This window comes from Paenarthrobacter sp. FR1 (genome assembly GCF_051106045.1).
Taxonomy (GTDB): Bacteria; Actinomycetota; Actinomycetes; order Actinomycetales; family Micrococcaceae; genus Arthrobacter; species Arthrobacter nitroguajacolicus_A.
In genome coordinates, this window is record NZ_JBPFSF010000014.1 from 49355 (window position 1) to 68020 (window position 18666).

Sequence of the window (18666 nt, forward strand, 5' to 3'; positions counted from 1 at the left end):
CCACCGACGCGCCACCTCCCATTCATCCGTTCGTGTTCAGCTATGCCCGAGGCAGCTTTACCCCGGAGTAACTTCCGGGCATATCGCCCACTTCACAAGACAGCGGGCGTCGTCCACAGGGCCCCACAGGGCTCCCTAATGAAAGTTAGAGCGGATGCAACATCAATATTGGAAATCAGCTGCGGGAACGGTCCTGTCGGTCGGGTTGCTTGCAGCCCCGCTGACGGCGGCACCCGCCTTCGCGGCGGACGATCCGGCAGTACCCACCGGCACTTCGCCGGTGGTGATCAATGAGGCGTACCTCAGCGGCGGCAGCACAGGCGCCGCGTTCAAGAACAAGTTCGTGGAGCTCTATAACTCCTCGGATACTCCCGTCAGCCTGGCTGGATGGTCCCTGCAGTACAGATCAGCCACCGCCACCACCGCGCCTACGGGTATTACTCCCCTGACCGGGAGCATCCCGGCCAAGGGCTACTACCTGGTTCAGGGAGCCACGAACAACGGCAGTTCCACAGCGCCGGCACTCCCTGCCGCGGACGTGCAGGCCACGGGAACCTTGAACCCCAGCGGAACCACCGGAACTCTGGTGCTGGCCAAGCAAAGCACCGCAGTATCTCCGCTGCCGTCAGGTTCGGTGACGGGCAACGCTGCCATCGCCGACCTCCTGGGCTACGGCACATCCAACACCTTCGAAACCGCGGTTGCTCCGGCTCCGATCAACAACTCGGACGTCAAGAGCATCAACCGCACCAATGGCGTGGACTCCGACTCCAATGCCGCGGACTTCAGCCTCAGCACTGCCATCACACCCACCGGTTCCAACGGCGGGTCAACCCCGCCCACCGACCCGGAGCCAGAACCCGGCGTCAAGACCATTGCCGAGATCCAGGGCACCGGGACGGCCAGTCCGTTGGTCGGCAGCACGGTGACGACGCGCGGCAAGGTCACCGCCGTGTACGCCACAGGCGGGTTCAACGGCTACTACGTCCAGACCCCCGGAACCGGCGGTGACAGCGGCGGGGCGGCCAGGACGGCGTCGGACGCTGTGTTTGTCTATTCACCCACGACGGCGGGAACGGTCCAGTCGGGCGACTACGTGGAGCTCACCGGTGTGGTCAGCGAATTCGCCAACCAGACCCAGCTCACCGTTGAAGCCGCAGGGTTGAAGAAGCTCACCGAGGCAGCACCCGAGGTCAAGTCCACGCCGTTCGCATTGCCTGCCAACGACGCCGCCCGCGAAAGCCTCGAAGGCATGCTCGTGTCGCCGCAAGGTGACTTCACGGTCACCGACAACTACTCCCTGAACCAGTACGGCGAGATCGGCCTCGCGGCCGGCACGTCGCCCTTGGTACAGCCGACGGCAGTGGCTACCTACGGTTCCCCGGAGTACGCCGCGGTGGTTGCTGACAACACGCTGCGCGGGATCAAGCTCGACGACGGCGCGTCCACCAACTTCCTCAAGGACGCCACCACCAAGGCACAACAGTTGCCTTACCTGACCACGTCCGACCCCGTACGCGTGGGCTCGCCCGCGAAATTCCGGACAGACGTCATCCTGGGCTACGGCAACAACTCCTGGAAGTTCCAGCCCCTTGCCGCGCTGAACCCGGCCAACGCTGAGTCGGTCCAACCGGCAAGCTTCACGGCGACCCGGCCCGAAGGTCCCGCTGACGTTGGAGGCAACCTCAAGCTGGCCTCCTTCAACGTCCTGAACTACTTCCCCACCACCGGTGACCAGCTTGCCGGCTGCGTGTTCTACACCGACCGTGAGGGCAACCCGATCACGGTGAAGGAAGGCTGCAACGCCCGCGGTGCTGCCAACGCAGAGAACTTCGAGCGTCAGCAGGCCAAGATCGTGGCGGCCATCACCAAGTCCGGCGCCGACGTCGTGTCCCTTGAAGAGATCGAGAACTCGGCACAGTTCGGCAAGAACCGCGACGACGCACTGTCCAAGCTGGTGGACGCCCTGAACGTCAAGACGCCTGGTGTGTGGGATTACGTGCGCACGCCGGCCAACGCTCCCCCGCTGAGCGACGAAGATATGATCCGCACTGCGTTCATCTTCAAGAAGGCCGTTGCCGAGCCTGTAGGCGAGTCCATCATCCACAATGACACTGTGGCCTTCGCTAGTGCCCGCAAGCCGCTGGCACAGGTCTTCAAGCCAGTGGGCGGGGACGATGGCAAGAAGTTCATCGCAATCGTGAACCACTTCAAGTCCAAGGGCTCCGCAGCAACACCCGAGGACACCGACAAGGGTCAGGGCGCCTCCAACATCGCACGCACCAAGCAGGCCGAATCGCTGCTCGCCTTCTCCCAGGATCTCCAGGCTTCCAAGGGCACGGACAAGGTCTTCCTGATCGGCGATTTCAACGCCTACTCCAAGGAAGATCCCATCAACGTCCTCACAGGCGCCGGCTACACGGACCTTGAGGTTGGCACAGGAAAGCACTCGTACCTCTTCGGCGGCATGGTGGGTTCCCTGGACCACATCCTGGCATCCCCGGCGGCCCACAAGGTGGTGACCGGAACCGACATTTGGAACATCAACTCCGTGGAGTCCGTTGCGCTGGAGTACAGCAGGTATAACAACAATGTGACCAACTACTATGCCGGTGACGAGTTCCGGGCCAGCGACCACGACCCCGTGGTGGTGGGCCTGAATCTGACCGCGGAAGCACCCTCAAACGTTGACCTGCAGTTCCTGGGCATCAACGATTTCCACGGCCGGATCGACTCCAACACCGTGCTCTTCGCGGGCACCGTTGAGAAGCTCCGGGCAGCGGCCGCCCCTGGCGCTACCGCCTTCATCTCCGCAGGCGACAACATCGGCGCTTCCCTCTTCGCTTCGTCCGTGGCGAAGGACCAGCCCACCATTGACGTCCTGAACGCGCTGGAACTGCAGGCTTCCGCCGTGGGCAACCACGAATTCGACGGCGGCTGGCAGGACCTGCGCGACCGCGTCGTCGCCGACGGCACCAACGCGAAGTTCGCCTACTTGGGCGCGAACGTTTACCAGAAGGGCACCACCACGCCGGTCATGCCGGAGTACAAGGTGCTGGACATGAACGGCATGCGCGTGGCGATTATCGGCACGGTCACCCAGGAAGTTCCCTCCCTGGTAACTCCGGCCGGAATTGCCGATCTTGAGTTCGGGGACCCCGTGGAAGCCATCAACCGGGTGGCTGCAAAAATCAAGGCTGAGAACCTGGCAGACCTGATCATTGTGGAGAACCACGACGGCGCCGCTTCCGGCACGCCTGAGGGTGCCACGCTGGAGCAGGAAGTTGCAGCCGGTGGCCCCTTCGCCAAGCTGGTCAACCAGACCACCCCTGACGTCGCGGCGATCTTCACCGGCCACACGCACAAGGAATACGCCTGGGATGCCCCGGTACTGGACGGAAACGGACAGCCCACGGGCAAGACCCGTCCTATCGTCCAGACCGGCAACTACGGCGAAAACGTGGGCAGTGTGACCCTCACGGTAGACACCGTCACCAAATCGGTGACGGCGTACAAGGCCGCGATCGTGGACCGGACCACCGAGACCTCCGAAAGCCTCGTTGCTGCCTACCCGCGGGTGGCGGCAGTGAAGACCATCGTGGACAAAGCCCTTGCCCAGGCAGCGGAGATCGGCAACCAGCCGGTCGGTGCGGTGACCGCTGATATCACCACGGCCTTCACCCCGGACCCGGCGGGCGGCGCCCCCAAGCGGGATGATCGCGCGAGCGAGTCCACGCTGGGCAACCTCGTGGCGGACTCCCTGGTGGACACGCTTAAGGCTCCCGAACTGGGTGCGGCGGAGATCGGCGTCGTGAACCCGGGCGGACTGCGTAACGAGCTTTACTACGCACCGGACGGGACCATCACGTACGCCGAGGCCAACGCGGTCCTGCCGTTCGTGAACAACCTGTGGACCACGTCGCTCACGGGCGCGCAGTTCAAGACCCTTTTGGAGCAGCAGTGGCAGACCAACGCTGACGGGACCATTCCCAGCCGCCCCTACCAGCAGTTGGGGGTGTCCAAGAACGTCAACTACACCTACGATGCTGCCCGCCCCGCAGGAGACCGAATCACCGGTATTTGGGTGAACGGCGCCGTGATCGATCCCGCCAAGCAGTACAGGATCGGAACCTTCAGCTTCCTGGCCACCGGTGGTGACAACTTCCGGGTCTTCAAGGAAGGCGCCAACACGAAGGACACCGGCTTGGTGGATCGCGATGCGTGGATCAAGTACCTGAGGGAACATAACCCGGTGTCACCGGACTTCGCGCGCCGCTCCGTTGCTGTAGCCAACTCCACTGCTGCCGAGGTCAAGGCCGGAGAGTCCATCACGCTGGCCGTGTCCAAGCTCAACCTGACATCGATCGGCAGCCCGGCCAACGCGTCGCTCAACGCCGTCTTCGTGGACGGCCAGGGCGCGGCCGTTGCGCTGGGCTCCGTCCCGGTCACAGCTGGTGCGGCCACGGTGAACCTCAAGGTCCCCGCGGCGGCAGCCGCCGGCACCGGCACCCTGGTGCTGACCGCCGTCGAGAGTGGAACCGTGGTGAAGACTCTGGTGAAGGTGGCCACGAGCGGTCCGAACCCGCCGCAGTGCACCCCGCCAGTCAAGCCGTCCAAGTGGTACGACATTGTGGGCTGGCTGCGGTACGCCTTCGCATGGTTGGAGTACCAAAAGTGCCTGAGGGGCTGACCATTCCCGGCTAAGGCCACATAAGCAGGGCCCTTCACGCAGCCAGCGTGAAGGGCCCTGCTTCTTGTTGTTCAGGCGTGCATTACTTGGTTGCGGGCTCCGGTTCCTGGACGCGCTCTGCGTCCCGCTGCAGCTCCGCTTGGAACGCCGCGTAGCGTGCCAGGTGGGCGGGGCGGCGGCGCAGGATGAACCAGGCAACTCCAAGAATGAGGAACCACACAGGCGTGGCCAGGAGCGCTGCGAGGGTGTCCGGCTGGGTAGTCAAGGCCCAGAGCACGAAAGCGAAGAACGCGAACACCACCCACACCATCACCACGCCACCGGGCATCTTGAACGCCGAGGATTGGTGCAGGTGCGGACGACGTTTCCGGAATGCAAGGTAGCTGGCCAGGATGATCGACCATACGAAGACGAAGCACACTGCGGACACGGTGGTCACCATGTCGAACGCCTTGCCGATGTCCGAACCGGCGTACATGAGGACGACGCCGGACAGCAGCAGGACGCAGGACAGGAACAGGGCGTTGCGGGGTACTTTGCGTCCGGAGAGGGCGCCGAACACCTTGGGCGCGTCGCCCTCCTGGGCGAGGCCGAACACCATGCGGGACGTGGAGTAAATGCCGGAGTTGGCCGAGGACATGGCCGATGTGAGCACCACCAGGTTCACCACGGTGGCCGCTGCCCCAAGACCGGCGAGCGAGAACATGGCGATGAACGGGCTGTGCCCGGCGGCGAACTGGGTCCACGGAGTGACGGACATCAGGATAATGAGGGCACCTACGTAGAACAGCAGCACCCGGATGGGAATCGAGTTGATGGCCTTGGGAAGGTTCTTCTCCGGGTCCTTGGCCTCAGCGGCGGTGGTGCCCACCAGTTCGATGCCCACGAACGCGAACACTGCGATCTGGAAGCCTGCCACGAAGCCCATGAACTCGTTGGGGAAGAAGCCGCCATGGCTCCACAGGTTGGTGAAGCTGGCCGGTCCGGCATCGGACTGGAAGCCGCTGAAGATCATGAACAGGCCAACAATGATGAGGGCCGCGATGGCCACGATCTTGATGAGCGCGAACCAGAACTCCGTCTCACCGAAAGCCTTCACGGTGGCCAGGTTGAGGAGAAGGAGGATGCCGATGGTGATCAGGCCCGGCACCCAGAGCGGCAGGGATGGCCAAAGTTCCTGGGAGTACCCGGCAATCGCGATCACGTCCGCGATGCCCGTAATGACCCAGCAGAACCAGTACGTCCAGCCGGTGAAGAAGCCGGCCCACGGCCCCAGCAGGTCGGCGGCGAAGTCGCTGAAGGACTTGTAGTTCAGGTTGCTCAGCAGCAGCTCGCCCATGGCACGCATGACGAAGAAGAGCATGAAGCCGATGATCATGTACACGAAAATGACGGACGGACCAGCCGCTGAAATGGTCTTGCCGGACCCCATGAAGAGGCCGGTACCAATAGCTCCGCCGATGGCGATGAGCTGGATGTGGCGGTTGCTGAGCTGACGCTCAAGGTGGGGTGAATCGCTGGAAGGTGGGCGCTGAATCGTCAAAGGAACTCCATCGTTCAGGCGGCACGGGGTGCCACGTTGATTCGGGTTCCTCCCCGCTCTGTACGTGGACCTGAGAGTTTCCGCAGGCGTTGGCCTGCTTGCACCTTCGGTGAGCCCGGTAGCCGGACTGCTTTCCAGAGTTGCCTCGCCGCGGCGGTACATGGGCCTGAGAGATTCCTGGGGAGGGTTTGCTCCTACGGCGCCTGACGGGATGTACCGGGCAGGACTCTCCCGCCGCAGATCAAAAGCGCGCACACCCTAGTGGGTGATGCAGCTCACACAGTAACGAAGGCTGGAGGCAGTCGCAACCCCGCGTCGCTAGCGGCCCAGAATGCTACGGGCGATCTCATCGGCATCGCGCAGCGTCCGCTGTCCGCTGGCGTACGCCGGTCCGGTGAGCGGGCGCGCCTCCGCAGCGATGGCGGTCCCCCACTGGGACGCAGACAACTGGAGGCCCAGGACGTACAAGTTCTTGGTGATGGATCCGTTCGCCGCCAATGGCCGATAAGGGTGGGGCTCCACATCCAGGCCCGTGGTCTGCATGGGTGTGCCCTCCACCCCCATCATGATCTTGGTACGCACCAGTCCGTCGGCCATGAGCTGTTCCAGCAGCGGCGAGAGGTTGATGCCCACCCTGTTGGCAGGCGACATTGCCTCCACGAGCGTCCGTGCTTCCACGGGCGCATCATGGACCCACGGCGACACCGCCCGGAACACTTTCGCGCCCCGGTCCACGCTGAACTTGGGGTCTGGTCCCACAAAACTCACGACGCCGGCACGCGCCAAGGCGGCCAACTGCTCCGACCGAAGTGCAGGCGCTCCGCTGGCCAGCCCCTCGACGAACGACTCGAACCAGCCGCGCAAACCCGCCAGCCATGATTCGTCCGTAATTCCACCGTCAGCCACCACGGATTTAAGGATTGCCCGTCCGGTGTGGAGGGCACCGATGGCCATCTTCACGGGGTCGGCCTCACCCAATGCCGATCGCCGCGCATCATCGTCCAGGTAAGCAGTGATGGCCACATCCAACTCTCGTCTGGAGGCGAATGTCCGGCCGGCGAGCGGTGCTGCCAAACCCCGGAGATTCAGTCGGCGGGAGGCAACAACGTGCTTTTCCACGAGGTCCCCCACATCGCTTTCCCACTTGGCAGTGGTGTGCGCATGGGGTTGGAGCGCGTCCTCAAGGTCTGCGAGGAACTGTTCCGGATCCTTGATTGCCGTGGGCTGGGATCGGGCCAATGTTGTGTAATAGGCCCAGAGCGCATCGCGGTGCAGCAAGGGCCACAGGTCGTGATCGAAGCCGGGCTGGATTCCCGCCGCCCGGAACCGGTCAACGGCATCTTCCGTCAGGTACCGCATGGTGATGCTGCTGGGATAGTAGCCTGCCAGCCCCGCTTTGGCCCGATACGGCGTTCCCCGGCGGGAGGCAGCGATGATCTTCGGCTCCCGGCCCGAGGCCCGGTACTCAAGCACACCGGCGCCGGGTGAACCGGCCTCGACGAACTTGCCGCCACGGCCCTCCGTCAACTGGCCCATGACGTCGAAGAAGTTCAAGCCCATGCCGCGGACCAGCACCGGCTCATTGTCCGGCACTGCCTGCCAGTCAACATCGGCCGGCGGAGCCGGCGGGAAGTAGAGCAGGCCCTGTTCGTCGGCCGCGCTCTTGAAGGACCGCTGCTCGGGATTCAGTCGGGACTCGATGTGGCCCAACGCGAGGACCACGGAGCCGACGGTGAGCCTGGCACCGTTGGCAAGTTCGACGTCGAACCCGTCTTCCTTTTCACGTTTCACGGGATGCGCAGCAACGGCGAGCGTCTTATGGAAGGTGACCTCGACGCCGTCGGGCAGCCGTTCCAGCAGCCCCTCCAACGTTTGGCGAAGATACCGCCCATACAGGGCACGGCTGGGGAAATCGTGTGACTCGAGGGTGGCAAGCTCCGCCTTTTCGGCGTCGTTGAGTCCCTCGCCATCACGACGCCGGGCCTCACGCCATTGGTCGAACGAACCGCCCGCGAGGGGTGGCGCAAGCTTCGGATCCTCAGGAATGAGGGTGGGATAGAACGATTGGGTATTCATCAGGAACAGCCGCGACTGCTCCGGTTGCCATACGTGGCCTGAACCAGCCGGGTAGGGATCTACGACATCAATGTGCAGCGTGGCGCCTTCAACGCTCTCCGCAGCCCAGTTCGCGAGCAACCGCTCGAGGACGCTGGTGCCCCGAGGGCCAGCCCCCAGCAGGGCAACACGGTTGATTTGCGATTTAGCCACGCTCAAGCCTAACTTCTGCGTGACTTGCTTACCGTGGAACAGTGTTGCTTGGATGGGGCGATGACCACCACAGAAGCTGATCAGTCGCCACTTCCCGAGAATGACACCGCGCCGGCCTCCGGCCCGCGCCACGCAGCGGATGTTGCGCCTGAGCCCACGGATGAGAACGTATGGCTTGAAGACATCCACGGCGAAGAACAGCTGGCGTGGGTCCGCGAGCAAAACGCGCGCACCGAAGACCTGCTGGAAGACGCCGAGTACCAGGCCGTCGAGGCCGGCATCCTGGAGGTCCTCGACTCCACGGACCGCATCGCCATGGTCAACAAGCGCGGTGACTTCTACTACAACTTCTGGAAGGACCAGGAACACCCCAAGGGACTCTGGCGCCGCACCACGTGGGAGAGTTACCTCACCGAGGATCCCGAATGGGACGTGCTGCTGGACATTGATGCCCTTGCCGCTGCTGAAGGCGTTGAGTGGGTGTTCCACGGTGCCGGTTTCCTCCGCCCTTCGGACGGCGAGGAGTACCGCCTTGCCATGGTTTCGCTGTCCCCCGACGGGGGCGACGCCGACCGCCACCGCGAGTTCGACGTCGAAACCCGCACCTTTGTGGAGGGCGGCTTCGACCTCCCAACTGCCAAGGGCAACGTCAGCTGGCTTGACGCCGACACCCTCCTGGTCTCCAGCACCGCGGACGGGCTTCCGGCCACCACGTCCTCTTACGCCCGGACCGGGGTGAAGCTTCGCCGCGGCCAGTCCCTTGCCGACGCTGAGCGCATCTTCGAGATCCCGGAAGACCACATGCTGGCCATGGTGGCGCACGACTCCACCCCGGGATTCGAACGGACTTTCGCCGTTGACTACATCGACTTCTACAACCGCAACACCTGGCTGCTGCGCGACGACTCGTGGGTGGCCATCGATGTCCCCACGGACGTCAACATCAGTGCCCACCGCGACTGGCTGCTGTTCCGCCCGCAGAAAGATTGGGATGTTGCCGGTGTTGGGTATCCTGCCGGGTCCTTACTTGCCGCCGACTTCGAGGCCTACCTGGCGGGGTCGCGGGAATTCGTGGTGCTGTTCGAACCTGATGCGCACACTTCACTGCAGTCCTGGAGCTGGACCAAGGACTACCTGCTGCTGAACCTCCTGCGCGACGTCTCCTCCGAGATTCGGGTATTGGATCCTGTTCGCCCCGATGCCACCGGGGCGTGGACCTCCACCGTGCTGGATGCCTGCCCTCCCCTGCACGACGTCAACGCCTATGCAGTGGACGACGAGGACGATTCCGATTCCGGGGCGGGAAACGACTTCTGGCTGGTGGCCACGGGGTTCACGACGCCGACCACGTTGACGCGGGGGACGCTCGGTGCCGCGTCGTCAGAGGCGGCACCGGCGACGGCATCCAGCGGCGTGGCGAGCCAGCACGCCGAAGTGAAGCGGTCGCCGTCGTTCTTCAACGAAGCCGACTACGAAGTCCAGCAGCACTTTGCTGTTTCCAAGGACGGGACCAAGGTTCCCTACTTCCAGGTGGCGTCCAAGGACCTGGTGCTGGACGGCCAGAACCCCACCCAGCTTTCCGGCTACGGCGGGTTCGAGGTTTCCCGCACTCCTGCGTACAGCGGAACCATCGGCCGGGCATGGTTGGAGCGGCGCACCTTGGGAGCTACGCCCGACGACGGCACAGCGTCCCATTCTCGCGGTGGCGTGTACGTTGTGGCCAACATCCGGGGCGGCGGCGAGTACGGTCCGTCATGGCATCGCGCAGCCCTTCAGGAGAACCGTCACCGTGCGTACGAGGACTTCGCCGCAGTGGCGAAGGACCTGATCTCGCGAGGGGTCACCAGCCGCCGCCGGCTGGGTTGCGTCGGCGGGTCCAACGGCGGCCTGCTGGTAGGCAACATGCTCACCCAGTACCCGGAACTGTTCGGTGCCGTGTCCTGCGGCGTGCCGCTCCTGGACATGCGCCGCTACACGAAGCTCTCCGCCGGGTACTCATGGATTGCCGAGTATGGCGATCCTGATGTCCCCGGTCAGTGGGAGTTCATCCGTACTTTCTCGCCGTACCACCTGCTTCACGACGGCGTGGAATACCCGGAAACGTTCATTTGGACCGCCACTTCGGATGACCGTGTGGGACCGGTCCAGGCCCGCAAGATGGCAGCGCGCATGCAGGCCATGGGCATTCCCAACGTGTGGTTCCACGAAGCACTGGAGGGCGGGCACGCGGGAGCCTCGGACAACCGACAGGCAGCTGCACTGCAGGCACGGAGCAACCACTTCCTATGGCGTTCACTGGCTGGAAGCAACTGACATCTTCCTCCGTGCTCCGATTCGATGGTTCCCTGCGCGGACAGCCGTGCGAACGGCCCATCCGGCAGCGAACCATCGAATTGGGCGGCTGAACGGCCGCGTTTTGCGCTGGGCCGTAGGTTCTGCGTATCCTTGGTGGGCTAGCAATAGCAATTGGAGACGTGCCAGAGCGGCCGAATGGGCTTCACTGCTAATGAAGTGTGGGGCACAACTCCACCGGGGGTTCAAATCCCCCCGTCTCCGCGAATTGGTCCCGGTTTTCGAACCGGGACCTTTTGCGTTTAACGCTCATATCCGTTGAGCCCCTGATCAGCCGCGCTTCGCTCCGCCGCTGACCTCGGAGCCGGCATGGCGGTGCAGGGTCAGGCTGTCCACAGTGCTGATCAGCATCAGGAGCGCCATGGCAATGAAGGCGCCCTTGTAAGCCCCCACTTGGTCCGCCCCGAACATGCGCGTGGTCTCGAAGAGTCGCAGGAACAAGGCGCCAACAGCGATTCCGGCTGCTGCCGCCAACTGAACGAGCGTTGCCGAGATGGCGTTGGCCGACGGGAGCTGCCCTGGGACGATGTCTGCGTATTGCACCGAGGCGTAGGCCGAGAAACCTATGGAGCGGAACGCCCCGCTGAACAACAGCAAGGCAAAAATGAATGGTTCGGGCGTCTGGGCATCGAGGAACGCGCACAAAGCGAACGTCACGGCGGACGCGAACGAGGCAAAGACAAGTACGGGCTTGAACCCACAACGCCTGATGAGCGGCGTGGTGGCGGGTTTGATCCCGATGTTGCCCACGAAGACCGCCGCCACCATGACACCGGCTTTCAGCGGGTCCCAGCCAAATCCGTCCTGGAACATCAATGGCAGCAGAAACGGTACGGAACTGATGGTCAGGCGGTAAATGAAGCCGCCGGTAGAAGTGGCCCGGAAAGTCCTTGTCCCAAAAACAGTGAGGTTGAACAGCGGGACTTTGGCCTTGCCCATCCACCAAACCGCCCCCGCCAAGGACAGCACTCCGGCAATCACCACCACCACTGCAAGTACGTTGGACGCGTGGCCGCCCAACGTTTCCAGGCCCACAACCAAAGCTCCGACTCCCAAGGTGGTCAGGAGCAGCCCAAACCAATCGAGCCGGCGCTTGCCGTCAAACTGCGTTCGCGGCACCAACCTGAGCGCTGCTATGAAAGCGGCGAGCCCAAGGGGAACATTGATGATGAAAATCCAGTGCCATGAAAGGAACGTTGTGAGGGCGCCACCCACCATGGGGGCCAGGACCGGGGCCAGAAGACCAGGCCACACCAAATAGGCCGTGGCGCGGAGGAGTTCGGACTTGGGAGTGCCCCGCAGCACCACCAGCGTGCCCACGGGAACCATCATGGCCCCACCCATGCCCTGTGCCACCCGACTGAGCGTGAGCATGGTCAGGTCGGTGCTCACTGCGCACAGCAGGGAAGCAATGGTGAACACGGAGATCGCAAGGCAAAAGATTCGGCGAGCGCCGAACCGTTCAGCAAGCCAACTACTCAGCGGAATGCCCATGGCTACCGTCACCAGGTACGCCGTCATGGTGATGTTGATGTCGGCCGGAGCCACGCTGAAATCGGACGCGATGCTGGGAATGGCGGTGGTGAGGATGGTCCCGTCCAGGAACTCCATGAAGAACGTTGCCGCCACCAAGAGGGCCAAGCGCGGCCGCCAGGTGGTTTCGTTGGCCGCTTCGACGTCGGTGTTGGGATTTGTGCTCATGGCTCCGGTCCAAGTCCTGGCAGGTAGCCTGCAGCAGGCAGCAGGCGTGTTTGCTCGATCCTATAGACGCAGCGTGGGAGCGATCACAACATGACGCTTTCCTACCAGCTTGCTGCTACCCGGCCTGGGCCAGGGCCAGCGGAAGGACGGCGCCCACCCCTGCCAGCCGCAAGGCCCGGGCGGAGATCGTCATGGTCCAACGGCTGTCGATGAGGTCGTCGACCAACAACACTGGCTGGCCGCCGATCCCGGCGAGGGCTTGGGCAAGTTCCGGTCCCACAACAAGCCTGTCCCAGACGCCAGCGAGCCGGTACGCGCTGTTTCCTCCGCGGCCGCCGGTGGGCCCACCATGCTGGTGCTGCAGCTGACCCAAGTAAGGCATCCGCCCAATGCCGGCTATTCCCTGGGCCAAGGAATCGACCAACAGTGGCTTGCTCCTGGAAGGAACACTGACAACAGCCGCCGGACGGCCAACTCCGCTCCACGGCGTTCCGCCCTCGGCCCCTGACCATTCACGCAGCACCTGGACGCAGGCCTGAAGCATTGCAGGATCAACGGAGCGGTCCGGTGCACCCGCGGCGAACAACTCGCGGAGGGCACCGCCCCAGCCCAAGTCGGTGAGCCTGGCCAGGACCCGCCCTTCCGAGACACTTTCGTTTGGCTTGATCTTGCCCTTGACCGCAACTCCCAGCCGGTCCATGCCGCTGGGCCATTGAAGGCGCGGTTCCGCCGCGATGCCGGCACGCCGGAGGGTCTGGCCCGCAGCGTCGGCTGCCGAGGCTGCCACGTCCACGGGGAACCATCGGCCGGCGCAGTTGTCGCAGCGCCCACAGGCGGCTGCTGTCTCGTCATCCAGCACCGAAGTGATGTATTCCATGCGGCAGCCAGCCGTGTCTTGGTAGATCACCATGGAGTCCTGCTCGTCCACCCGCGCTTCGGCGATGCGCGCGTAGCGCTCCGCGTCGTAGCTCCATGGCTGCCCGGTGGAGCGCCAACCTCCGCCAACGCGTTCTACAGCTCCGTCAACGGCGAGGACCTTGAGCAGGAGTTCCAAGGGCGTGCGGCGAAGATCCACCCTGGCTTCCAAAGCGACTGTGGACAATGCCGAACCCGCATCACCGAGGGCACCCAGGACGGCATCGGCTTTCTCGGCGGAGGGCATGGATGCGGTGGCGAAGTACTGCCAGATTTCGCGGTCCTCGGAGCCTGGCAGCAGCAGAACGTCTGCGTTGGCTGCTCCACGGCCTGCGCGGCCAACCTGCTGGTAGTAGGCAACCGGCGACGACGGGGCACCGAGGTGGATAACAAAGCCCAGGTCCGGTTTGTCGAATCCCATCCCCAGGGCCGAGGTAGCCACCAGGGCCTTTACTTGGTTGTCCTTGAGAAGTTGTTCGGCGCGTTCCCGATCCGCGGGGTCCGTTCGTCCTGTGTAGGACAGGACGTTGTGGCCGGCTTCAGCCAGCAGCCTGGCTGTGTCCTCGGCCGCGGAGACAGTGAGGGTGTAAATGATTCCGCTGCCAGGCATGTCCGCGAGGTGTGTCAACAGCCACCCGAGCCGGTCCCGGGAGTCTGGCAGGGTCAGGACGCCCAGCCGCAGGGACTCGCGTCCCAACGCTCCACGAATGGTCAGCACTCCGGCGCCGAGTTGTTCCTCGATGTCGTGGACCACCCGGGAATTGGCGGTAGCTGTGGTGGCAAGGACAGGAACCGGCTCCGGCAACTGGGCAATAAGGTCGGCGATGCGCCGGTAGTCAGGCCGGAAGTCGTGTCCCCAGTCCGAGATGCAGTGGGCCTCGTCAATAACAAGGAGGCCCGTCCGACGGATGAGTTCCGGAAGCTGGTTCTCCCGGAAGGATGGGTTGGTGAGCCGCTCCGGCGACACCAGGAGGACATCAACTTCGTCCGCCGCCAACTGCGCCAGGACCGTATCCCATTCAAGGGCATTGGCTGAGTTGATGGCTACGGCCCGCACCCCTGCCCGTGCGGCTGCAGCCACTTGGTCACGCATGAGTGCGAGCAGTGGAGACACGATCAGGGTTGGCCCGGCACCGCGCCTTCGCAACAGCAGCGATGCCACAAAATAGACAGCGGACTTTCCCCAACCGGTGCGCTGGACCACCAAAGCCCGGCGGCCCGCGTCCACCAACGCCTCGATGGCTTCATATTGGCCTTCGTGGAACTGGGCTTCGGGGTGCCCCACCAACTCACGCAGGCACGCCAAGGCCTGCTGTTCGGTGGGAGATTGCACGGAAACGGCAGTGTTTGGGGAGTTGTTGGCCATCAACCCAGTATTCCAGCCGACTCTGACACCCATAACCTTCAGGCCACGCTATGTGGATAGTCCTTGTCCACATAGCGCTCCTGCCGGTTCATGCCCCATTGCGTAGCCACAGTAGGATTGAGCCCGTGACTAGCGAGCAGAACAAGACATTCGACCTCTCGGCATCCTTCAAGGCGTATGACGTCCGCGGGATCGTGGGTGAATCCATCACGGCTGAAATCGTAGAGGCCGTGGGCGCTGCGTTCGTTGACGTCCTGGGCCTTGAGGGCCAGACGGTTCTGGTGGGCGGTGATATGCGCCCTTCATCGCCCGAGTTCAGCCAGGCGTTCGCCAACGGTGCAGCCACGCGCGGAGCGAACGTCCAGTTGCTGGACCTGATCTCCACCGATGAGCTCTACTACGCCTGCGGCGCCCTGAACGCTGCCGGTGCTACGTTCACCGCGAGCCACAACCCGGCCGAGTACAACGGCATCAAGATGGCCAAGGCCGGCGCGCAGCCCATCTCTTCCGAGAGCGGCCTGAAGGAAATCCAGGCCCTCGCCGAGCAGTACCTGAATTCCGGCATCATTCCTGCTGCAGGCAGCCGTGGAGCGATCAGCGTTCGGGACGTCTTGAAGGACTACTCCGAGTACCTGCGCCACTTGGTGGACCTCTCCGGCTCGCGTCCGTTGAAGATCGTGGTGGATGCCGGCAACGGCATGGCTGGACTGACCACCCCTGCGGTGCTCGGCGACAAACTGCTCCCGGCCTTGCCGTTCGACATCGTTCCGCTCTACTTCGAACTGGACGGCTCGTTCCCCAACCACCCCGCCAACCCACTGGAACCGGAAAACCTCCGCGATCTGCAGGCAGCTGTCATCAAGCACGGCGCCGACATCGGCTTGGCATTCGACGGCGACGCGGACCGCTGCTTCGTGATCGACGAAAAGGGCGAGCCTGTTTCCCCGTCCGCGATTACCGGGATGGTGGCCCGACGCGAGATCGCCCGCGCCCAGGCCGCTGGCGAGCAAACCCCGGTGATCATCCATAACCTCCTGACCTCAAAAGCGGTTCCTGAGCTCGTGGCCAAGGACGGCGGGCGGGCAGTCCGGACCCGTGTGGGGCACTCCTTCATCAAGGCCGTCATGGCCGAGGAAGGCGCAGTCTTCGGCGGGGAGCACTCCGCTCACTTCTACTTCCGCGATTTCTGGAACGCCGATACCGGCATGCTCGCGGCCATGCACGTCCTTGCAGCCCTGGGTGAGCAGAACGGACCGCTCTCCGAGCTTGGCCGCCAGTACGAGCCCTACGTCTCCTCGGGTGAGATCAACTCCGAGATCGAGGACAAGGCCGGCGCCGTGGAACGCGTTCGGGTGGACTTCGAGAACGAAGACATCGAGATCGACCACATGGACGGCAGCACCTTCACAGCGAAGGACGGCAGCTGGTGGTTCAACCTGCGCCCGTCCAACACCGAGCCCTTCCTGCGATTGAACGCCGAAGCCAAGGACCAGCCCACCATGGAAAAGATCCGCGACCGCGTCCTGGCACTGGTCAGGGCCTAGGAGCTGGGGAGCATGAGCGAGAAGCCCACCCAGAAAGCCGCCCCGAGCGACGCCGCTGGCGAATCCGTTCAGGATCGTGAGCTCCGGGAAACCTTGGGGACCGGCCTTGGAACTGCCCAAGAGCACCTGCAGCAGAATGGTGGGTTCTTCCCGTTCGGCATCACCCTCTCCGATGATGGTGAGCTCCGGATAGTGATGGTAACCCCCGGCGAACCCGACGAGGATGGTCACATCGACGCCGGGCAAATGCTGGCCGATCTGCACGAACTGTTGCGCCAAGGCCGCGACGAATTCCGGGCGGTTGCCATCGTCAGTGACGTCAGCCTCCCGGAACATGGCTCCGACGGCATTCATGGCGCGGCAGAGCACCGGGACGGTGAGGTCCGGGCAGCGATCATCCCGTACTCACCGGCAGCCGAGGGCTTCACCTTTGCCGCAATGGAGCCCGATACCCACGAACCATCCGTCTGGGTGGACTAGACCGACTACCTAGGCTGATCCCATGAAAATCAACGCCTTCGCAGATGTGAGCCTCCGCGCCATTATGGTGTTGGCCGCGGCGCCTGAGGGCATGCTGCTGACCACCCAGGCAGTGGCCGACGCAGTGGGAACACCGTACAACCATGTCAGCAAGGCGATGGTCCGCCTCCGCGCTCTGGGACTCATCGACGTAGAGCGAGGGCGGCTGGGCGGCTCGCGGCTCAATGAATCCGGGCGAAGAGCCACTGTCGGGGAACTCCTGCGTCATCTGGACAGCAGGCAGGATCCGGCGGAATGCCAGTCCCCCACCAAGGATTGCCCGCTCATCAATGAATGTGGACTGCGCCATGCCATGAATCGTGCCAGGGAAGCGTTCTACCGTGAACTCGACACTGTGGTCATCGCGTCCCTGCCCCACGCACGCCAGATGAACCCCGTCTTCCAGTCCATTGGACTCCGGCCGGAATTCAGGACTTCCGTAACGCAGTAACCGGCCCTCAACTACCGGTTTGCGCAACTCTTCTACAGAGAGTAGAAATTGAAGTGTAAATACAAGTATTTCAAATACTTGTATTGGCCGGCCGGGTACGCAGCCCGACCACTACACCAGGAGAACCATGCTCTCGGAAAAATCCCGCCCCCTCATCCAAGCCACCCTCCCGCTGATCGGTTCACGGATCGACGCCATCACCGTCGACTTCTACAACCGGCTTTTCGCTGCACACCCTGAGCTGCTCGACGGCCTCTTCAGCCGGTCGAACCAGCGTTCAGGGGATCAACAGCGGGCCCTCGCCGGCAGCATCGCAGCCTTCGCCACGCACTTGGTCAACAACCCGGATACCCTTCCCGAAAAGGTCCTGTCCCGCATCGCCCACAAGCATGCTTCCCTGGGAATCACCGAAGAACAGTACGCACTGGTCTACGAGCACCTCTTCGCAGCCATCGCCGCAGACTTGGCCGAGGTCATCACACCTGAGATCGCCGAGGCATGGACTGAGGTCTACTGGCTCATGGCCGATGCCCTGATCAAGCTTGAGAAGGGCCTGTACGCCTCGCAGGCCAACAGTAGGATGTGGATGCCGTGGCGCGTGGCCGCCAAGGAACCGGCAGGCAAGGAGGCCATCACCTTCACCTTGGCTCCTGCGGACGACTCCCCCATCACGGAAGCCCAACCCGGGCAATACATCAGCGTCAAGGTCCAGCTCCCCGATGGCCTGCGCCAAGTGCGCCAGTATTCGCTGTCCGGCGACGCAGGCACCAGCCGCATCTTCACCACCAAACTGAACGACGGCGGCGAGGTATCCACCGCCCTCCATGTCGGCGTCGAACCTGGCGACATTATCGAAATCTCGAATCCCTACGGCGAGATCACCATCAAGGACGGCGAGGGGCCGATCATCCTGGCGTCGGCCGGCATCGGCTGCACGCCTGCCGCGTCCATCTTGCGCTCCCTCGCAGAAACCGGGACCAACCGAAAGGTCCTTGTCCTTCATGCAGAGAAGGCAATGGAAAACTGGGCACTGAGCGCCCAGATGACGGCCGACGCCGCGACCATCGATGCAGAATTGCAGCTCTGGCTTGAAACTCCGCATCCCGGTGCCAGCCAAGGATTCATGTCCCTGCGCGAAGTGGACCTGCCCGCGGACGCATCACTGTACCTTTGCGGGCCCCTCCCTTTCATGAAGAAGATCCGCGACGAGGCCATCCAGGCCGGGGTCCCAGCCACGAACATCCACTACGAAGTCTTCGGCCCTGACGTTTGGCTCGCCAACTAAGGCAAGGAACGACGGCGGCCCGTCACCTTTCA

Annotated in this window: 10 protein-coding genes, 1 tRNA gene and 1 riboswitch; of the genes, 7 read left to right on the top strand and 4 right to left on the bottom strand. The window is 63.6% G+C overall.

Features of this window, described 5'->3' with window-relative positions:
* Positions 1 to 154: 154 nt before the first annotated feature.
* Positions 155 to 4690, top strand: a complete 4536-nt coding sequence (locus ACR30Z_RS20825; protein WP_434374463.1) for an ExeM/NucH family extracellular endonuclease — start codon at positions 155 to 157, stop codon at positions 4688 to 4690.
* Between the two features lie 82 nt (positions 4691 to 4772).
* Here the strand turns inward: ACR30Z_RS20825 and cycA are convergent, their stop codons facing one another.
* On the bottom strand, positions 4773 to 6233 hold the full coding sequence (gene cycA, locus ACR30Z_RS20830; RefSeq protein ID WP_434374464.1) for a D-serine/D-alanine/glycine transporter: 1461 nt from the start codon (positions 6231 to 6233) through the stop codon (positions 4773 to 4775).
* Between the two features lie 144 nt (positions 6234 to 6377).
* Positions 6378 to 6477, bottom strand: a riboswitch (glycine riboswitch).
* Between the two features lie 74 nt (positions 6478 to 6551).
* Positions 6552 to 8501: an FAD/NAD(P)-binding protein gene (locus ACR30Z_RS20835; protein ID WP_144651715.1), complete on the bottom strand. Its 1950-nt coding sequence runs from the start codon at positions 8499 to 8501 to the stop codon at positions 6552 to 6554.
* A gap of 60 nt (positions 8502 to 8561) precedes the next feature.
* On the opposite strand from ACR30Z_RS20835, the gene ACR30Z_RS20840 reads away from it, so the two are divergent.
* Complete coding sequence (locus ACR30Z_RS20840; protein WP_434374465.1) at positions 8562 to 10814, top strand: prolyl oligopeptidase family serine peptidase; 2253 nt, start codon at positions 8562 to 8564, stop codon at positions 10812 to 10814.
* Between the two features lie 155 nt (positions 10815 to 10969).
* A tRNA-Ser gene (locus ACR30Z_RS20845) sits at positions 10970 to 11057 on the top strand.
* Between the two features lie 66 nt (positions 11058 to 11123).
* On the opposite strand, the gene ACR30Z_RS20850 is transcribed toward ACR30Z_RS20845, so the two are convergent.
* On the bottom strand, positions 11124 to 12554 hold the full coding sequence (locus tag ACR30Z_RS20850) for an MFS transporter (protein WP_434374466.1): 1431 nt from the start codon (positions 12552 to 12554) through the stop codon (positions 11124 to 11126).
* Between the two features lie 115 nt (positions 12555 to 12669).
* Positions 12670 to 14835, bottom strand: coding sequence for a RecQ family ATP-dependent DNA helicase (locus tag ACR30Z_RS20855; protein WP_434374467.1), 2166 nt, complete (start codon positions 14833 to 14835; stop codon positions 12670 to 12672).
* A 125-nt stretch (positions 14836 to 14960) separates the two neighbouring features.
* Between ACR30Z_RS20855 and ACR30Z_RS20860 the strand changes: the two genes are divergently transcribed.
* The 4 genes from ACR30Z_RS20860 (at position 14961) to ACR30Z_RS20875 (ending at position 18634) form a co-directional block, all read left to right on the top strand.
* The gene (locus tag ACR30Z_RS20860; RefSeq protein WP_434374468.1) at positions 14961 to 16379 is read left to right on the top strand and encodes a phosphomannomutase/phosphoglucomutase; all 1419 of its coding nucleotides are present in this window, start codon (positions 14961 to 14963) and stop codon (positions 16377 to 16379) included.
* A gap of 12 nt (positions 16380 to 16391) precedes the next feature.
* Positions 16392 to 16859, top strand: coding sequence for a hypothetical protein (locus tag ACR30Z_RS20865; RefSeq protein WP_434374469.1), 468 nt, complete (start codon positions 16392 to 16394; stop codon positions 16857 to 16859).
* A 22-nt stretch (positions 16860 to 16881) separates the two neighbouring features.
* Positions 16882 to 17349: an RrF2 family transcriptional regulator gene (locus ACR30Z_RS20870; protein WP_144651703.1), complete on the top strand. Its 468-nt coding sequence runs from the start codon at positions 16882 to 16884 to the stop codon at positions 17347 to 17349.
* Positions 17350 to 17476: 127 nt separating this feature from the next.
* Positions 17477 to 18634, top strand: a complete 1158-nt coding sequence (locus ACR30Z_RS20875) for a globin domain-containing protein (RefSeq protein WP_434374470.1) — start codon at positions 17477 to 17479, stop codon at positions 18632 to 18634.
* Positions 18635 to 18666 lie beyond the last annotated feature (32 nt).